Here is an 18,279-nt window from a genome sequence, read left to right as displayed (position 1 = left end):
ATGAAAATACAAGTAAATAAACAATTAAATCATACAACAAGTCATTTATTAGGAGCCGCTGTTGAAATGCTTTATCCTAACGTTAAATTAGGTTTTGGGCCTGCTACTGATGAAGGTTTTTATTATGACTTTGATTTCGACGAGCCATTTAGTGAAACTGAATTAGCAAAAATTGAAAAGCTCATGAAAAAATTAGCTAGTAGAAATTTAGTCACAATTCAAATCGATGAAAGCGACTATGATTTTAACAATAAGCCTTATAAAAAAGAATTATATGACGAATTAAAATCTCAAAATAAAAATATTACATTCTACGCCCTGCAAGATCCATTAAGTAAGGAAATTATTTTTAGAGACTTATGTGCTGGCGATCATGTTGAAAACACAAAAGCTATTAGGAATTTTAAACTTTTAAATATTGCGGGTGCATATTGACGAGGCGATAGCAACAATAAACAACTCACCAGAATTTATGGAACTTCATGACAATCAAAAGATGAATTAGAAAATTATTTAGCTATTTTAGCTGATAGAAAAGAAAGAGACCACAGAAAAATTGGCAAAGAAATGAAAATTTTTACATTCAGTTCATTATGCGGTCAAGGCTTTCCTATTTGACTTGAAAATGGTATGTATATTCATAATGAAATCCACAATTTAGTTCTTAAATTAGATAGAAAATACGGTTTTACAGAGGTTCTCACTCCACATTTTGGTGCCGAAGAATTATACAAAACAAGTGGGCACCTAGCGCACTATAAAGAAGATATGTTTAAGCCTCTTTTAGTTGAAGGTGAAGTATTAATTCCTCGTCCTATGACTTGCCCTCATCATATTGTAGTTTATAATACTGAAAAAAGATCATATAGAGACTTACCTATTAGATATTCAGAACAGTCTCAACTTTATCGCTATGAAAAATCTGGGGCTTTAACTGGTCTTGAAAGAGTTAGAGGCATGCTTTTGACCGAAGCACATTTATTTGTTAGAGAAGATCAAATAGAAGATGAAGTTAAAAGAATGTATAGCCAAGTTAAAGAAATTTTAAATATTTTTAATATCAATATTAGTTATATATCACTTTCATTGAGAGATCCACAAAATAAAGAAAAATACTTCAATGATGATGTGATATGAAACCGTGCTGAAGCAATGCTTGAAAAGGCACTAAAAGATATTAATGTTGAATATAAAAAAGTTGAAGGCGAAGCGGCATTTTATGGCCCAAAAATTGATATTCAAATCGATACAGCACTAGGGCATGAAATCACAGTTTCTACAATACAATTAGACTTTTTACAACCAGAAAGATTCAACCTTTCGTACATAGATAAGAATAATCAAGAAGTGCGTCCAGTTATGATTCACAGAGGTTTAATCGGCACATATGAAAGATTTGTAGCTATTTTACTTGAACAAACAAAAGGTAATTTACCATTTTGAATCGCTCCAAAACAAGTAACTATTATTCCGGTTAATAATGATGAAAATCTTGAATATTGTAAAAAAATTGCTAAGAAACTTTTTGATAATGAATTTAGAGTTAAGATTGATGATTCTGATGAAAGACTAAATAAAAAAATTAGAAATGCTCAAATTTCAAAATCTAAATATCAATTAATTTTAGGTGCTAATGAAATGAACAATAACACTATTTCATACCGTGAATATGGCAAGGAAGATACCACAACAGTTCCATTAGTTGAATTTATTAAAATGCTTAAAAAATTAAGAAAAAATTATGAATAAAAAGCAAAAAAGACGCGAAAAAAACAATAATTTTATTGCCTATGGTCCATTTTTAACCATTTTATTTAACTCTATTTTCGTAATTATTCCAATGGCTTCTATTTGAGTTTTGGTTTCTCCAGAGTTTAATAATGTCAAAATTCATCAAGCAACATGGATTATTTTAGTCCCACTATTGATTTCTATTTTTGCATTGCTTATTAATTTTTTATTTGTTTATTTTAAAATAATAAGTATTAGAAGCTTTAATTTTACCATTCCGTCTATTTTTATTTTTTATACAATAATTTGATTCAATTTAGCTCCAATAGAGTATTGAATTAAATATATTATTGCGCCAATTTTAGGAATAATTAGTGCAATAATAATCAATATTATTATTGGCAAAATAGAAGATTATTTAGAATATAAAACTAAGGCAAATCTTGCAAAAGCAAAACAGAAGGAAATTGTTGAACTTAAAAAACAAATTGACAGACCTAATGAAAACGAAATTAATTAATAACGCTGTTTTGCAATAATATTAGACAAGTTTAATTATTTTAATCATAGACAACATTAATCAGGCTAATGCCTTATTTTGTTTGCTTTTAGTGGTAAAATTAAACAATATTATGAATGATAATAGAAAAAAGGTTATTTTAGGCTTATCAGGCGGTGTAGATTCATCTGTCTGCGCTTATTTATTACTTCAACAAGGGTATAATGTTGAAGGCCTTTTTATGCGCAATTGAGACTCAATGCTTAATAATGATTTTTTAGGAAATGAGAACATTTCACAGGACATATGTCCACAAGAACAAGACTACCAAGATGCTCTTAAAGTCGCAAATAAATTAAATATAAAACTTCATAGAGTTGATTTTGTTAAAGAATATTGAAATGATGTATTTAAAGTTTTTGTTGATGAATACCAAAAAGGCAGAACTCCTAATCCTGATATTTTATGTAATAAATTTATTAAGTTTAAGGCATTTAGTGACTATGCTTTTAAAAATTTAGGTGCTGACTATATAGCTATGGGACATTATGCCAAAGTAATCGATGGAAGACTATATAGAGCTAAGGATCAAAATAAAGATCAAACTTATTTTTTAGCACAATTAAACCATCAGCAATTATCTAAAGTAATTATGCCATTGTCTGATGTATATTCAAAGGATGAAGTGAGACAAATAGCTAAAAAAATAGGTTTAGCAACTGCTAATAAAAAAGATTCTACTGGAATATGTTTCATCGGTGAACGAAGATTTACGGAATTTTTAAAAAACTATATACCAATGCAACCAGGCAATATTGTCGATATAAAAACAAATAAAATTATTGGAAAACATGATGGATGTTATTATTATACAATTGGTCAACGTAAGGGTTTAAATCTTGGTGGGCAAACGGAGCCTTATTATGTTTGTGGTCATAATGTTAAGGATAATATTATTTATGTATCTCCAGCAAGTGATCAAAGTTATTTAATTTCGGATTCTTTATTAGCATCTTCTGTTATGTTAAATCATGAAGATTTTGATATAAATCATCTAAGCGCTAAGTTTCGTTATAGACAAAAAGATATAAAGGTTAATGTTGAATTTTTGCCGAATAATACTATGAAAGTGTATTATCCAAGTGGTGCACAAGCTATTACACCAGGTCAACAAGTTGTTTTATATGATGGTGAAAAATGTCTTGGCGGTGGCATTATTGATAAGGTATATTATCAAGGAATAGAAAAAACATATTTATAAAGGAAACAGTTATGGAAAAATTATTATCAAGTGATATTAGACGTAAATGATTAGATTTTTTTAAATCAAAAGGTCATACCGAAATTGAAAGTAAGTCATTGATTCCAGTTAATGATTTATCTTTATTATGAATTAATTCAGGTGTAGCTACTTTAAAAGATTTTTTTTCAGGTAAAAAAATACCGCCTTCAAAAAGATTAACTAATAGTCAAAAAGCTATTAGAACTAATGATATTGAAAACGTGGGAGTGACATCAAGACATCATACATTTTTTGAAATGCTAGGTAACTTTTCAATAGGAGATTATTTTAAAAAGGAAGCAATTGATTTTGCAAAAGAATTTTTGATTGATGTTTTAAAAATGGATATTGAAAAGCTTTATATCACATACTATGAAGATGATATCGAAACCAAAAATTTCTGAATTAATAAAGGCATCAAGGAGTCACACCTAATTAAAGGAAATAGAGAAACCAATTTTTGAGACTTAGGTTCAGGCCCTTGTGGACCATGTACTGAAATTTATTATGATCGTGGTGAAAAATACGACAAAAGAGGCATTCAATTATTACAAGATGATATCGAAAATGATAGATATATTGAAATTTGAAATATTGTTTTTTCTCAATTTAATAATGATGGCGAAGGAAACTATACTGAATTAAAACAAAAAAATATTGATACTGGTGCAGGACTTGAAAGATTAGCAAGCATTATGCAAGATGTGCCTACTAATTACGATTCTGATTTATTTATGAATATCATTCATGAAATTGAGAAATACTCACCTTATAAATATAAAATGGATAATTACTTTATTAAAGATAAAGAACAAACTGAAATTAATACAAATTTTAAAATTATCGCTGACCATATTAGAACTGCTACTAATGCTATTGCTGATGGTGCAAAAATTTCTAATGTGGGTAGAGGATATATTATTAGAAGGTTAATAAGAAGAGCTTGTTATAAAGCCATGCAATTAAAAATTAATGGTTTATTTTTATATAAACTTGTTAAAGTTGTAAAGGATAATTTACCATATGACTATGATGAAAAAGATGTAGCTAAACAAATTAAGGAAGAAGAAAAATTATTCAATAAAACAGTTGAAAATGGAAAATTATTGCTTGAGTCACAATTAAAAACAAATAGTAAAGTTTTTGATGGATCAATTGCTTTTAATTTATTAGAAACATATGGTTTTCCAATTGAATTAACAGAGGAAATACTAGCTCAAAAAAACATCAAAATTGATATGCAATCTTTTAATGAAGCTAAGGAAAAACATATCTTAGTTTCCAAAGGTAATAAAGCTTCCGGAATGGAAAAAGTGATTAATTCACTAGCATTAATTAAGCGTAAAATGGATACATTTGTAGGTTATGAACATTTATCATATCAATCAAAAATTCGCAAAATTTTTGATGAAGAAAAAGAAGTAAAAACATTAAATGGTAAAGGCTATATAGTTCTTAATTACACGCCTTTCTACGCCACTGGTGGTGGTCAAAGACACGATAAAGGTTATATGACACAGGATGATAATAGAATTGAAATTCTTGATGTATTTAAGGATAAATTTGGTAATCATATACATGTTGTTAAAGGAAAGATTGATATTTCTAAACCTATAAATTGTTTTGTTGATACTGGGGTTAGAATGGGGCTCGCTCGTAATCACACAGGGACTCACTTATTATTTTGTGCACTAAGAAAAGTACTAGGCCCACATATTGAGCAATTAGGTTCTGATATTACAGAAGACAGACTGACTTTTGACTTTCCATCTGATGAAAAGCCAACTGATAAGCAAATAAAGGAAATTGAAAATCTGATGCATGAATATATTCAAAGTCATACAAAAGGCGAATTTATGCATACTACGATTGAAAAAGCTAAAGAGTTAGGCGCTATTATGACACTTGATGAAGAAGAGTATATGGATCCAAAATGCGTAAGAGTTGTTCGTTTTGGAAATATTACAAGTGATTTATGTGGTGGTACGCACTTAGATAATACATCAATGCTTGAAGATTTCAAAATCACACATGTTGAAAGAAAACAGGCAGGTGTTTATAGAATTAGAGCTGTTAGTTCTTACAAGTTAGTTAATGACTTTTTAATCGAAAATAATAAGAAAAACTGAGAAGAATTAAAAATTGCAATAAATAAAGTTAAGGAAATTAATCCTCAATATGAATTTAAATATAATGGTAAAAAGTTTGATTCATTGGAGCAAGAAAGCAAATATGTGATTGAAGCCATTAATCAAGTTAGAAACGATTTTAAAAACGAATTAAAAAATAGTTCAATAGTTGAATTTGACTATAATACAGTAAAATTTGAAAAAATTGGCAAATATAATGTTTATATTAATCTAAATGTTAAGCCTTCACAGGTGAAGATAATTACTGCAACAATTAGAGATAAATTCACAGAACCAAATAACATTGTCTTAATTGGCGCTAAAAATGATAAACAACTACTTATTGGAATAGCATCACGAGCTATTGATTCAAATATATTATTCAAAGCTATAGCTAATAAATTAAACGGAAAAGGTGGTGGCTCATCTATTTTAGTGATGGGTAAGGTTGATTATGATGAAAATATTGAATCAATTATTAAGGAAGCGTTAATTAATGCGTAAGTTGGCTTTTGATTTAGGCACTAAAACATGTGGTTTTGCAATTACAGATATTTTAGGAATTAGTGTCAACCCGCTTGAAACTATTTATTTCGAAGAAAATAATTTTATGGACGTTATTGAAAAGGTTCGTTTTTATTTAGAAGAATATCAGAATTCAATAGATGCTTTTGTACTTGGTTATCCATTAAGAAGCAATGGCTCAAAAAGCGAAAGAACTCTTATGGTTGAAAATTTTTCTTCCATATTACGCAATCACTTTAGTGATATAAACATCTATTTTACAGAAGAATATGGTTCAACAATCAAGGCTGAAAGAATTTTAAAAGATGCTAAAATGTCTAATAAAAAAACAAGAAAAAACAAAGACACATTAAGTGCTGTAATTATACTAAGCGATTTTTTAAACTATGGAGGAAGAAAATATGAGCTTTAAAGAAAAATTAGTTATAGATAATCATCCAACAGCACTTGGTTGAGGTTTAATTGCTTCTGTAATTGTTCTTACAATAATCAGTGTTATTGTTTCAATTGTTATTTTTGTAAAAATTAGAAAAATTAAAAAAGAAATTGACGCCGATTATAACAAAAAAGCTAATGACGCTATTTTAGCTATTAAAGGTTCGCCGTTAGAAACTAAACCCGATTATATTAATCAGGCGTTTAAGACAAATATTGATGAATTAGATGAAATACATATTGTTAAATCTGTTTACCTGAACTATGTAAAAGATGTTTTATTAACTGGTTATAATTTGGAAAATTTATATTTGACACTTAAAGAATTAACTCTTGCCAATATTCATATTGAATCTAAGGCAATTAATAATCAATTATGAAATGATGCTGTTTTGGATTTACCCGACAAAATAAAAGAAAAACCTAACTTTGTGCAAGATGATGATTTACAATACAGATTAATAGTTAGTGTTAATGAAAAAGCAACCAATGATGAAATTTTTCAAAAGTTTTATCCTAAATTAACAACTGGTGGCATGTTAATGGTTGTTCAAAATGCGGATACTAAAAAAGATTTAAAATCCATTAAAACAGACTTAAAAATCAAAAAAATTCGTTTTGAAGCTTCAAAAAATAAAGCATTGTTTTTATATATAGTTAAATCATAAGAAATAGATTAAAATAAAGTTTCTAATATATAATTTAAAAATTAAATTATTAATAAATATTTTAAGGTGGTATATATGGCAAAAGTAAATAAAGAAAAAGTGTACTTATCAAGTGAAACACTTGAAAAGTACAAAAATGAATATAATCAGTTAGTTACAATCGAACGTCCAGCAGTTCAAGCGGCTCTTAAAGAAGCACGTGCACAAGGCGACCTTTCAGAAAATGCTGAATATGACGCAGCACGTGATCGTCAAAGTGAAATTGAAGGCAGAATTGTTGAACTTGAACATATTCTTGAAAATGCTGAAATTATCGACAATAATGATGTTACAAACAACAGCGCTGGAATTGGTGCAACTGTAAAATATTTAAATATGAAAACCAACAAAGAAATGATAGTAACTATTATGGGTATTCATGATAGTAATCCTATTGAAAACAAAATTAGCAATGAATCGCCAGTAGCTCGTGCTATTATGGAAGCAAATATTGGTGATGTTGTTGAAGTTGAAGTTCCTCAAAAATATAATATTAAGATATTAGAAATTTCATATGAAAAATAAAAAAATAGATTATAGAATTTCAAAAGTAATATTTAACGAAGAAGAATTATCTGCAAAAATTAGTGAGCTTGCGAATTGGGTAAATGAAACATATGCCGATTCAAAAGATTTGATCATAGTTGGTTTATTAAAAGGTTGTATCCCTTTTTTAGCACAATTAATTAAAGATGTTAATGTTGATCACAAATTAGATTTTATGATAGCTTCAAGCTATTCTGGTAAATCAAAGTCATCTGGTAGCGTAAAGGTGATTATGGACTTAGCAGAAGAAATACTTGATAAGGATGTTTTAATTGTTGAAGACATTATCGATTCAGGTATTACATTAAACAAAATTAAGGCAATGCTTTTAACAAGAAAACCTAAGTCATTTAGAATTCTTTCTTTATTAGATAAACCACATAACAGAAAAGTTGACTTAGTACCTGATAAATTTGGCTATATTGCCCCTGATGAATTTTTAGTAGGTTTCGGTCTAGATTATGATGAAAAACTTAGAAATCTCCCTTATATTGGTGTTTTTGACCAAAAATATGTAGAAAAAAAATAAAGCTTGTTTTATTTACAAGCTTTATTTTAATTATATTTTGACTTTCCTTTGGTTGGCTCGCCGAATATAGGTTCGGGTGTAACTAATATATTAGTTACTATTTCAACATCTTCAACTTTTTCAGTTTTAAATTCATCAAAAGTATTTTTAGCTTGAGAGCCGCCATCAAAAACATTGTTATCTAATTCTCACCTATAGCCTTGAATTCTATAAGGTATTAATTTTGTTTTTAAATCATTCAATAACATAATTGAACAAGCCATTGTTAATGTTAGTGCTGTAAAAATACCTATAATGTAGAGAACTACATAAATGTACCATTTTTTATATACTAAATTAACAGTTAAAATCGATATGCACACTAACGTTGAAATAAATGAAATCGAAACAGCAACAGTTGATAATATTTGATAAATTTGACTCCCGACTATCAATGAAACAAAAATATTTATTAGAGCAAAAAAGAAAATGCTATTGAAGGTCATAGTAGTAATAATTAAACGTCTACCATTGATATTTTTCTTTTGTTTTGAACTATTCGAACTATTTTTAGTTTTCCTTCGTTTTTGGTTAAAATTTAAATCTTCACCAAAAAACATATTTTGCTGTTCATTTTGTGGCCCTTGTTGATTTTGTTGATTAGAAAAACCGGCACCAAAGTTATTGAAATTTTGATTGTTTTGCATAATTCTAATTATAATAAAAAAATAATATTATGATAATAGATGCATAGCGAATTAATCACTTTTTTGCTAATTAATATCAAATATAACATTTAGTATTTTTACTATATATGCAAAAGTGCACATTTATAGTACACTCCTAAATGCTTATTGTTTAAGAACAAAAAATATATTAATTTTTTCATCTACAAATTGTTAATGGTCTAAAAAGATTTGGCAGGAGTTAAAGGAATCGAACCCTTGCAAGCAGTTTTGGAGACTGCAGTACTACCACTATACTAAACTCCCATAAAAAAGCAAGACTATTTTCCAAACTTGAAGTGGCAAATATCACCATCTTGCATTATGTAATTTTTTCCTTCACTTCTAATTTTTCCAGCTGCTCTAACACCTTGCTCACCGTTATATTTTACATAATCTTCATATTTTATAACATCTGCTTTAATAAATTTTTTTTCAAAATCACTATGAATAATACCAGCACATTGAGGCGCATACATACCATTTTTAAAAACTCATGACTTGACTTCCATTGGGCCAGCAGTAAAATATGTTCTAAGATTTAGCAGATCAAAAGCTTCTCTGGCCAAAATATCTATTCCACTTAATTTAATGTTATATGAATTTAGCCATTCATTCATATCATCATTATTTAGCTGACTAATTTCTGATTCTAATTGCACACAAATAGGTATTATCTTTTCATTAGAATGAAGCGAATTTTTTAACTGATTAAATAATTTATCATTTTCATAATTGCTTATTTGATCTGTTGATAAATTAGCAATATAAATAATAGGCTTAGCAGTTAATAAATGATAATTTTTCATTAACTTGCTTTCTTCATCTGATAGTGCTGAAAGCAAAGACCTTGCTGGCTGTTCATTCTCTAAAACATTTTTAATTTTATTAACTAGATTAAATTCTAATGCGGCTGCTTTATCACCCGATTTAGCTTTTTTGCTAATTCTATTCAATACATTATTAAGCGTTTCAAGATCGGCGAGCATTAGTTCATAGTTAATTACATTTTTATCATTAACTGGATTAATTTCATTAGCAACGTGCAAAATATCCTTATTTTCAAAGCATCGAACAACATGAATAATTGCATCAACTTCTCTAATGTTTGCTAAAAATTTATTGCCTAAACCTTCACCCTTTGAAGCTCCTTTAACTAATCCTGCAATGTCAACAAAATCAAATGTGGCAGGAACTATTCTTTCTGGCTTAACTATCTTAGCTAATTCTGTTAATCTATTATCTTTTAAAGCTACACTGCTTATATTAGGTTCTATTGTAGTAAAAGCATAATTAGATGCTTCTACTTGATATTTTGTTAAAGCACTAAAAAGAGTACTTTTGCCTACATTAGGCAATCCCACAATTCCAGCTTTTAAGCTCATAATTAAACTCCTTTTTTGATTTATTTTATTGTTTTATAGTAAAAATTGTAAAATTAGTTGGCAATGAATTTAACAATTATTTTATTTAATTCTCTATTAACTTTCTTGAAATCATTCATAAATAATGCACCACAATTGTAAAACTTATCGCTGTGATCTCTATGAATTTCATGCACTAATTCATGTAATATTACACTATCTATATATTGAGTTTCAAGTGCCACTATTTTAACGTCATATGATATATTACTATTTCTTAGAACTTTTTTATAATTAGTTCCTCATGCTGTTTTTTTTAAGTTAATTTTAAATATTGGATTGATAATATGAAACCCAGCATTTTGCATCCGCACAACATATTTAGCTTGTTTATTATAAATGTATTCTTCAAGAATTCTTGACAGCACATATATAAACACTTTTTTTCTTTGCTCATCATTATTTTGCAATAATTTATTACACCATATTTGAATTGTATTTATATTATGATCAATTTTATAGCTATAAGCAGTTCGAAGGTGATAATTTCATTTTAGCAGATATTTTTGTCCAAATAATTCGATATTATGGTCATATGCTGAATAATCTAAATATTTATAGCAAATTTTATCTTTTTTCTTGTCTATTTTGTTTAATAATTGAATAACTAAGGTTTCCAAATTCAGTTCATTTCAAATTCTATCATTCAATGATTCAAATGGTCCTTTAATAAGAATTTGGTCGCTCTCAATAAGCGAAGCAGAAATATGAATTAACCTAGCACTATATAAATATGAAATAGAAAATATTTTTTCATTAAAAAATAGTTTTTTGTATAAAATACCTTTATTTTTCATTTTGATTAATTATTTTGCCAAACTTTTTTATATCTTTAATTGATGATGTTCTACTTAAATTCACAGCATCGCTGACTGCTTTTAGTGTTTCAAATGAAAGGTCTTGTTCATCTGCCATATCAACTTCAACGTCTTTTAGTTTTTGATCAATTTTATCTTCATTAGCAATAATTGATCAAGATTCTTGTTGTTGTATGTCAAATGTAGTTTCTGATGGAAAGATAAGTAGTGAAAATACTGGTATATTGAAGTTACACATTTTATAGAAATGCTGTATATGCTTAAAGTTTTGAATGAGTGGATTTTTTACTTTTATTTCTTTTTTATAGTTTTTTATGTTTAAATAATCACTGAACGAATCACCATAAATATGGCCATTGTAATATTTAACTTCAATTATGTAAACGGCCTTATTGCCAAGTAATAATCCATCTATTTCAAAGAGTTGATTAGAAGCATATTTAAATAGTCCGCCATTCAAATACTTATAATTATTATTTTTAGCATATGTTATTAATTTGTTCTTAATGTATGCTTCAAATTTAAATCCCGCGGTTTTCTTCTTTTTATTTTTTAGATAAAAAACAATTATGGAAGACAAAATACCAAATAATATTACTGATGTTACTAATATTGCTATTATTAATCCAATCATACTAACCTCATTATATTTTATAAATTTAATATTTTTTTCAAATACTGTCCTGTATAGCTATTTTCACATCCAGCCACTTGTTCTGGTGTGCCTGTTGCTATAACAGAGCCACCATTTTTTCCGCCTTCAGGGCCTAAATCAATTATATAGTCACAATTTTTAATAACATCAAGATTATGTTCAATCACAACAACAGTATCACCATTATCTACTATATTGTTAAGTACTTCAAGCAAATTAGCAATATCATAAGGATGTAGCCCTGTTGTAGGTTCATCTAGAACATACATAGTTTTACCCGTAGCAGGCCTTTGTAAATATGTTGCTAATTTAACTCTTTGAGCTTCTCCACCACTTAAAGTTGTTGAAGGTTGACCTAATTTAATGTAATTTAGACCCACAGCACTTAGAGTTTTAAGTTTATTTTTTATATTTGCTCGCGCATCAAAGAATTCAAGAGCTTCTTCCACGGTCATATCAAGCACTTCTGCTATATTTTTATTATGGTATTTAATCTCTAATGTTTCACGATTATATCTTTGTCCTTCGCAATCATCGCAGGGCACATAAACGTCAGGTAAAAAATGCATTTCAATTTTTAAATAACCATCACCCCAACATTTTTCGCATCTGCCACCAGATACATTGAAGCTAAATCTTCCTTTTTGATAACCCCTAGCTTTTGATTCTTCCACAGAAGCAAAAATATCTCTAATATCATCAAAAACAGATGTATATGTAGCTGGATTTGACCTTGGTGTTCTACCGATAGGACTTTGGTTAATAGCAATAACTTTGTCAATATTGAACGTGCCTGAGAATGATGAAAATTTACCGACCTTACCTTGTGATGTTTTAGATAAATACTTAGTTAAACCTTTAACTAAAATTTCATTAACTAAGCTACTTTTACCACTACCAGATACACCAGTAACACCTATGAATTTTCCTAATGGAAATTTAACAGTAATCTTTTTTAAGTTATTCTCCGCTGCATCTTTAATGATTAATACTTTACCATTTCCGCTTCTTCTTGTTGCAGGAATAGGAATAGATCTAGTTCCATTTAAATAATTTCCAGTTATTGATTCTTTACAATTTTGAATATCATTTAGCGAGCCTTGAGCGATAATTTCACCACCGTGAACACCAGCATATTTTCCTATATCAACTATATAATCAGCATTCCTGATAGTTTCTTCATCATGTTCAACAACAATTAAGGTGTTACCTAAGTCAACCATATTTCTAAGCGCTTGAATAAGTTTTTCATTATCTCTTTGATGAAGTCCAATAGAAGGTTCATCAAGAACATATAATACACCTGTTAAATTTGAACCAATTTGCGTTGCTAATTTAATTCTTTGGCTTTCACCTCCACTTAATGTTTCAGCATTTCTATTTAATGTTAAATAGCCTAACCCCACTTTTTTTAAAAAGGAAAGACGATTGTATAATTCATTTAATATTAACTGAGATATATAGCTTTCTTCTGGACTTAGTTTTAAATTGTCTAAAGTTATCAATACATCATCAACGCTCATTTTCATCAAATCATAAATATTGTAATTATCTATTCTCACGCTTAGTGCATACTTGTTTAGTCTTGAACCATTACATTTTGTACATACAAATGAACCCATATACTTTCTTAACCAATCACGCACACGCTCACTTGATGTATTAAAATAGTCATATTCAACTTTTTCAAGAATACCTTCAATGTGTCTATTTCTTCGTGTTTTATTACCACTAGAAGATATTAAAACATATTCTATATCCTCTTTTGAGCCATATTTTATAATATCTAATTCAGCATTTGATAATGAATCAATCGGTGCGTTTTTGTCTATTTTATAGGTATTTAGTAAAATTTCAAATTCTTGTCATTCAAGGTTTTGAGTATTTACTGTGTTTTTAAAAATTGCGATTGCGCCATCATTAATTGTTCTTCATTTATCAGGAACAAGTGCGTCAAAATCAGCTCTTAAATTAACTCCCAAACCTTTACACATAGGACAAGAACCAAAAGGAGCGTTGAATGAAAAAAGTTTTGTGTCAATTTTTGGCATATCAAAGTCTTTATAAATACATGAGTGCATTTTTGAGAACTTTTTTATTTCTCCTTCTGTTGTTTCAATTTTTAATAACCCTTTTGAATACTTAAGTGCAACATCAATAGCCTCAGCAATCCGATTACGATTTTCTTCATTTAAAACGATTCTATCAACTACTATATCAATAAAGTGTTTAATATTTTTTTCTAATTTAATTTCATCATCCAGCGAATAAATTTGTCCATCAATTTGCACACGTAAAAAGCCATCTTTTCTAAGTTTTTCTAATAGGTTAGCATGAGTACCTTTTTCTCCATCAATTACTGGTGAAAGTATAAATATTTTAGATTCGTTTGGAAACTCATAAATACTTTTTAATATGTCGCTATTAGTTTGACTAGCAATAGGAATATTATGGTTAGGGCAAAATGGCTTTCCTATACGAGCAAAAAGCAATCTAAAATAATCATAAATTTCAGTTACTGTACCGACAGTAGAACGCGGATTGTTATGTGTTGTTTTTTGTTCAATAGAAATTGATGGACTGAGTCCTTCAATAGAGTCAACATTTGGCTTGCTAGTACCACCTAAAAATAAACGAGCATAACTACTTAGACTGTCAACATATCTACGGCGCCCTTCTTCATAAATAGTATTAAATGCCAAACTACTTTTACCACTACCTGATAAACCAGTAAAAACGATGAGTTTATTTTTAGGTAATGTTAAGTCAATATTTTTTAAATTATTTTCCTTGGCTCCATGAATTATTATTTGATCTTTTACTGACATATTACTCCTTGCTAATTTTTACCTTTTTATCTGTTTCATTGCTTCTTAAGTCAATTATTAAGTCTCTAATTTCCATTGCTTTTTCATAGTTTAATTCCTTAGCTGCTTGTTCCATCTGTTTTTTGAGTTTAGCAATTAATTCCTCTTTTGATATATTACTATCAGGATTTTTGTTTTTTGAATTTTTAAAATAAAATGAAATAGCATCATTAAGAGCATGTCCTTGAATAGGCTCCTGTATTGGCTTAATAATTGTTTGCGGGATAATGTTATGAATCTTATTATATCTTTCTTGGATCTCTCTTATTTCACTATTTTGTTGCATTGCTTCATGCATACTTCTTGATATTGAATCGGCATAGAAAATTACACGTCCGTTTTTATTTCTAGCGGCTCTACCTGTGATTTGGATCAGGCTTCTTGTCGATCTGAAAAAGCTTTCACTATTAGCATCAAGCACCATAATCAAACTTACTTCAGGTAAATCGATCCCTTCCCGAAGTAAGTTAATCCCAATCACGCAGTCATAAATCCCTTTACGTAGTTTTCTCAAAATTTCGTTTCTTTCAAAGGTCTTATGCTCACTATGCAAATAAGCGATCTTTTCATGTTTTTCCATGAAATATCTAGTTAATTCTTCTGCAAACGTTTTGGTTGTAGTTAGAATAAGTGACTTCTCTCCTTTTTCTTTTTGCTTTTGCAATTCATCATAAATATCTTCTACTTGGCCTTTTGCTGGTCTTACCTCAATAATTGGATTAAGCAAGCCCGTTGGACGCACAAATAAAGGTATAACAGCACCATGAGTTTTATCTAATTCATATTCATCAGGAGTAGCAGAAATATAAACCTTTTGATAATCAAATTCATCTTCAAATTCATCAAAGGTTAAAGGTCTGTTTTCTAGTGCACTTGGCAATCTAAAACCATAGTCAACAAGAGTTTGCTTACGTGATCTATCGCCTTTAAACATTGCTCTTAATTGTGGAATCATCATATGTGATTCATCAATAAAAACCAAAGGTTGCTTGCCTTTAAAATAATCTAATAATGTATATGGTCTTTGTCCAAATGTTCTATTATCAAGATACATAGAATAGTTTTCAACACCAGGGCATGTACCGAATTCAGCTAATGAATCAAGATCTCTTTCAACTCTTTCTTTGATCCTTTGAGCCTCTAATAATCTATTATTTTTTTCAAAAAATTCGATTCTTTCTTTTAATTCCATACTGGCTAATGTCACAGTTTTTTGCAAAATATCATTATTGACTGTATAGGCATCACCTGGGAAAATTAAGAATTCGTTATGATTTTGTTCAACTTCCTTAGTTATTGGATTTATAGTTTTGATTGAATCGATTTCATCACCAAAAAAATCGATTCTAATCACAAATGAATCATCATAAGCAGGATAAATATAAATAACATCACCTTTAACAGCAAATATACCCATGTCAAGTGCTACATCATTTCTTTCAAAATTTCTGCGAATTAATTCTTTAATAAAATCATTTCGTTTAATTTTTTGGCCAACATGAATAGTCATAAAGTTATTTTCATATTCATTGGGATTTAAAGCACCATAAATAGCTGATACAGAAGCCACAACTATTGTGTCGTTTCTTGTTAAAATGGAATTGACAGCGCTAATTCTCATAGCATCCAATTCTGCATTTCTCTTACTAGTTTTATCAATGTATGAATCACTAGATGGTATATAAGCTTCTGGACGATAATAATCAAAATATGAAACAAAGTATTCCACTTTGTTTTCAGGAAAAAAACTTTTTAGCTCGCTATATAATTGGCTAGCCAGCGTTTTATTATGTGATAAAACTAAAACAGGCCGGTTAAATTCTTTAATAACATTAGCAATTGTAAAAGTTTTACCGCTACCAGTTACACCTTGTAAAACTTGTTCTTTTACATTGTTTTTAATGCCTTTTACTAGTTCATTAATGGCTTTGGGTTGATCACCAGCTGGTTTGTAAGTCGAATGTAATTTGAAGCTATTCATATTATTAAAATTATAATTATTAATAAATTATTAACTACTAAAATATTGCATTAGCAATAATTTATAAATTTGTTATAAATAAATGATTTTTTATAAATCATCGTTGAATTTTTGAATAACATCAACAACTTTTTTATTGGTATCAGCACTATAAATAATGTTTTCAACTAGTTGAGTTGCATACTTTTTAGGAATTTTATTAATAATTTTGCAATAATTATCAACATTGTTGAAAGGTACATAAATTTGATTAATGTCAAGCCCAATAATAAGCGGCAAGAATTTAGGACTATTCAAAATTGAACCATACAAGCCGCAGAATTTTTGGTGTATTTTAGCACCTTGTGTTGCTATCTTTAATAAATTAATAAATGATGGATTGTTATAATTAAATAATTTTGAATTCTGGTCGATTACTAAACTATTGGCTAATAAATTATCTGAGTTAATAATAACGAAATCAGCATAATTACAAATACGATGGCAATGGAGTGCAGCAGACGCATTATCGACAGAAAAGCCTATTTTAATGTCTTTTCTGTCATTTTTTGAATCTGTCGTAACTACTAATAAATCAATTAATTCCTTAACTTCAACAAATTCGTCAATTGTTGAAACATAAGGGATAACAATGTACAACTTTTCATTAACATTGTTTTCTAATATAGCACTAATTTGGTCAATGAATAATTGTTTATTATGATCTAATGATCTAATACCTGATAAATTGATTGATTCTTTTGTATCATAAAGTTTATATAATGTTTTATAGCCTCTTGTTGTTGGAGCAACTTCTTGATAAAAACTTTTTAAAGTTTCATGCTCTATTCCATCAGCGCTGATCAATAAAGAGTCCACATATTGATTTTTTAAATTTAGTAAATTGTTAATATTTTCTAAATCAAATGAATTACCTATTTCTAATAAAACATTGTCGCTAGTTATAACTTTCTTTTTTTGAGTCATTATTTCTCCTTTATTTTTCAAATTTTTGTGTTACTGAAATATCATCATTTTGATTTAATAAATACTTAACTATTAATTTTCTTTCGTTATGTGAAATTCAATTTGATTTTTTATTAATTAAGTTGTAGGCATAAATAGCAAAAAATACTTGAAATTTTAATATTCACGAATATGGTTTTTTGCTCCTTCATGGGTTACTATCATCATTGAGTGCTCTAAAAACAATAAATGACAGATTAAACATTTGTAATAATGGCCCAAGTAGCAATATTCATAGTACAAAAATGATTGCTAATGAGATAATTAGGCTCAAAGCAATATGATTTCATTGTCTATATGCTATTAATGCTATCACTGATGCAATAGTGTATAAAATTACAATTAAACCAATAAAAAAAACTGGATAAAGAAACTTTTTATTTCTTGAATACTGTGAGAACTTAGTCAATTTATTTATTGGCAATGATTCATTTTCCATATT

Annotated in this window: 16 protein-coding genes and 1 tRNA gene; 8 read left to right on the top strand and 9 right to left on the bottom strand. The window is 28.4% G+C overall.

What is annotated here, in order from left to right:
- The 8 genes from thrS (at position 1) to hpt (ending at position 8,383) form a co-directional block, all read left to right on the top strand.
- Complete coding sequence (gene thrS / locus T386_RS0100485) at positions 1-1,749, top strand: threonine--tRNA ligase (protein WP_029513220.1); 1,749 nt, start codon at positions 1-3, stop codon at positions 1,747-1,749.
- Positions 1,742-2,251 (top strand): MAG3450 family membrane protein, encoded by a 510-nt coding sequence (locus T386_RS0100480; RefSeq protein ID WP_051622756.1) that lies wholly within the window; start codon positions 1,742-1,744, stop codon positions 2,249-2,251. Before thrS ends, T386_RS0100480 begins: the two co-directional genes overlap by 8 nt.
- 112 nt (positions 2,252-2,363) lie before the next feature.
- A complete protein-coding gene (mnmA, locus tag T386_RS0100475; protein ID WP_029513218.1) occupies positions 2,364-3,491 on the top strand; it encodes a tRNA 2-thiouridine(34) synthase MnmA in 1,128 nt (375 codons plus the stop codon).
- Between the two features lie 11 nt (positions 3,492-3,502).
- Positions 3,503-6,145, top strand: a complete 2,643-nt coding sequence (gene alaS / locus T386_RS0100470; protein ID WP_029513217.1) for an alanine--tRNA ligase — start codon at positions 3,503-3,505, stop codon at positions 6,143-6,145.
- Complete coding sequence (ruvX, locus tag T386_RS0100465) at positions 6,138-6,578, top strand: Holliday junction resolvase RuvX (RefSeq protein WP_029513216.1); 441 nt, start codon at positions 6,138-6,140, stop codon at positions 6,576-6,578. The genes alaS and ruvX overlap by 8 nt, the downstream gene beginning before the upstream one ends.
- Positions 6,568-7,269: a BC85_0335 family putative methyltransferase gene (locus tag T386_RS0100460; protein ID WP_029513215.1), complete on the top strand. Its 702-nt coding sequence runs from the start codon at positions 6,568-6,570 to the stop codon at positions 7,267-7,269. The genes ruvX and T386_RS0100460 overlap by 11 nt, the downstream gene beginning before the upstream one ends.
- A gap of 75 nt (positions 7,270-7,344) precedes the next feature.
- The gene (gene greA, locus T386_RS0100455; protein WP_029513214.1) at positions 7,345-7,833 is read left to right on the top strand and encodes a transcription elongation factor GreA; all 489 of its coding nucleotides are present in this window, start codon (positions 7,345-7,347) and stop codon (positions 7,831-7,833) included.
- Entirely contained in the window at positions 7,823-8,383 is a 561-nt protein-coding gene (gene hpt, locus T386_RS0100450; protein ID WP_029513213.1) for a hypoxanthine phosphoribosyltransferase, read from the top strand. The genes greA and hpt overlap by 11 nt, the downstream gene beginning before the upstream one ends.
- 26 nt (positions 8,384-8,409) lie before the next feature.
- Here hpt and T386_RS0100445 read toward each other — a convergent pair whose 3' ends face one another.
- The 9 genes from T386_RS0100445 to T386_RS0100405 all read right to left on the bottom strand — a co-directional run bounded on the left by T386_RS0100445 (position 8,410) and on the right by T386_RS0100405 (position 18,276).
- The gene (locus tag T386_RS0100445; protein ID WP_029513212.1) at positions 8,410-9,069 is read right to left on the bottom strand and encodes a hypothetical protein; all 660 of its coding nucleotides are present in this window, start codon (positions 9,067-9,069) and stop codon (positions 8,410-8,412) included.
- Between the two features lie 211 nt (positions 9,070-9,280).
- Positions 9,281-9,354: transfer RNA gene (locus T386_RS0100440), tRNA-Trp, on the bottom strand.
- Between the two features lie 14 nt (positions 9,355-9,368).
- Positions 9,369-10,472 (bottom strand): redox-regulated ATPase YchF, encoded by a 1,104-nt coding sequence (gene ychF, locus T386_RS0100435; protein WP_029513211.1) that lies wholly within the window; start codon positions 10,470-10,472, stop codon positions 9,369-9,371.
- A 53-nt stretch (positions 10,473-10,525) separates the two neighbouring features.
- Positions 10,526-11,308, bottom strand: a complete 783-nt coding sequence (locus T386_RS0100430; RefSeq protein WP_029513210.1) for a YgjP-like metallopeptidase domain-containing protein — start codon at positions 11,306-11,308, stop codon at positions 10,526-10,528.
- On the bottom strand, positions 11,298-11,963 hold the full coding sequence (locus T386_RS0100425) for a nuclease-related domain-containing protein (protein WP_029513209.1): 666 nt from the start codon (positions 11,961-11,963) through the stop codon (positions 11,298-11,300). The genes T386_RS0100430 and T386_RS0100425 overlap by 11 nt, the downstream gene beginning before the upstream one ends.
- A 17-nt stretch (positions 11,964-11,980) precedes the next feature.
- Positions 11,981-14,812 carry an excinuclease ABC subunit UvrA gene (gene uvrA, locus T386_RS0100420; RefSeq protein ID WP_029513208.1) on the bottom strand — a complete coding sequence of 944 codons (2,832 nt, stop codon included), beginning with the start codon at positions 14,810-14,812 and terminating at the stop codon, positions 11,981-11,983.
- A 1-nt stretch (position 14,813) separates the two neighbouring features.
- Positions 14,814-16,832 carry an excinuclease ABC subunit UvrB gene (gene uvrB, locus T386_RS0100415; protein WP_029513207.1) on the bottom strand — a complete coding sequence of 673 codons (2,019 nt, stop codon included), beginning with the start codon at positions 16,830-16,832 and terminating at the stop codon, positions 14,814-14,816.
- A gap of 90 nt (positions 16,833-16,922) precedes the next feature.
- Entirely contained in the window at positions 16,923-17,798 is an 876-nt protein-coding gene (locus tag T386_RS0100410) for a putative PEP-binding protein (protein WP_029513206.1), read from the bottom strand.
- Between the two features lie 10 nt (positions 17,799-17,808).
- Complete coding sequence (locus T386_RS0100405; protein WP_029513205.1) at positions 17,809-18,276, bottom strand: MAG0130/MAG3770 family membrane protein; 468 nt, start codon at positions 18,274-18,276, stop codon at positions 17,809-17,811.
- Between the last annotated feature and the right edge of the window lie 3 nt (positions 18,277-18,279).

This window comes from Mycoplasmopsis primatum ATCC 25948 (genome assembly GCF_000702785.1).
Lineage (GTDB): Bacteria > Bacillota_I > Bacilli_A > Mycoplasmatales > Metamycoplasmataceae > Mycoplasmopsis > Mycoplasmopsis primatum.
Note: the sequence above shows the minus strand (reverse complement) of the source record. Positions and strands in the feature narration are given on the sequence as shown.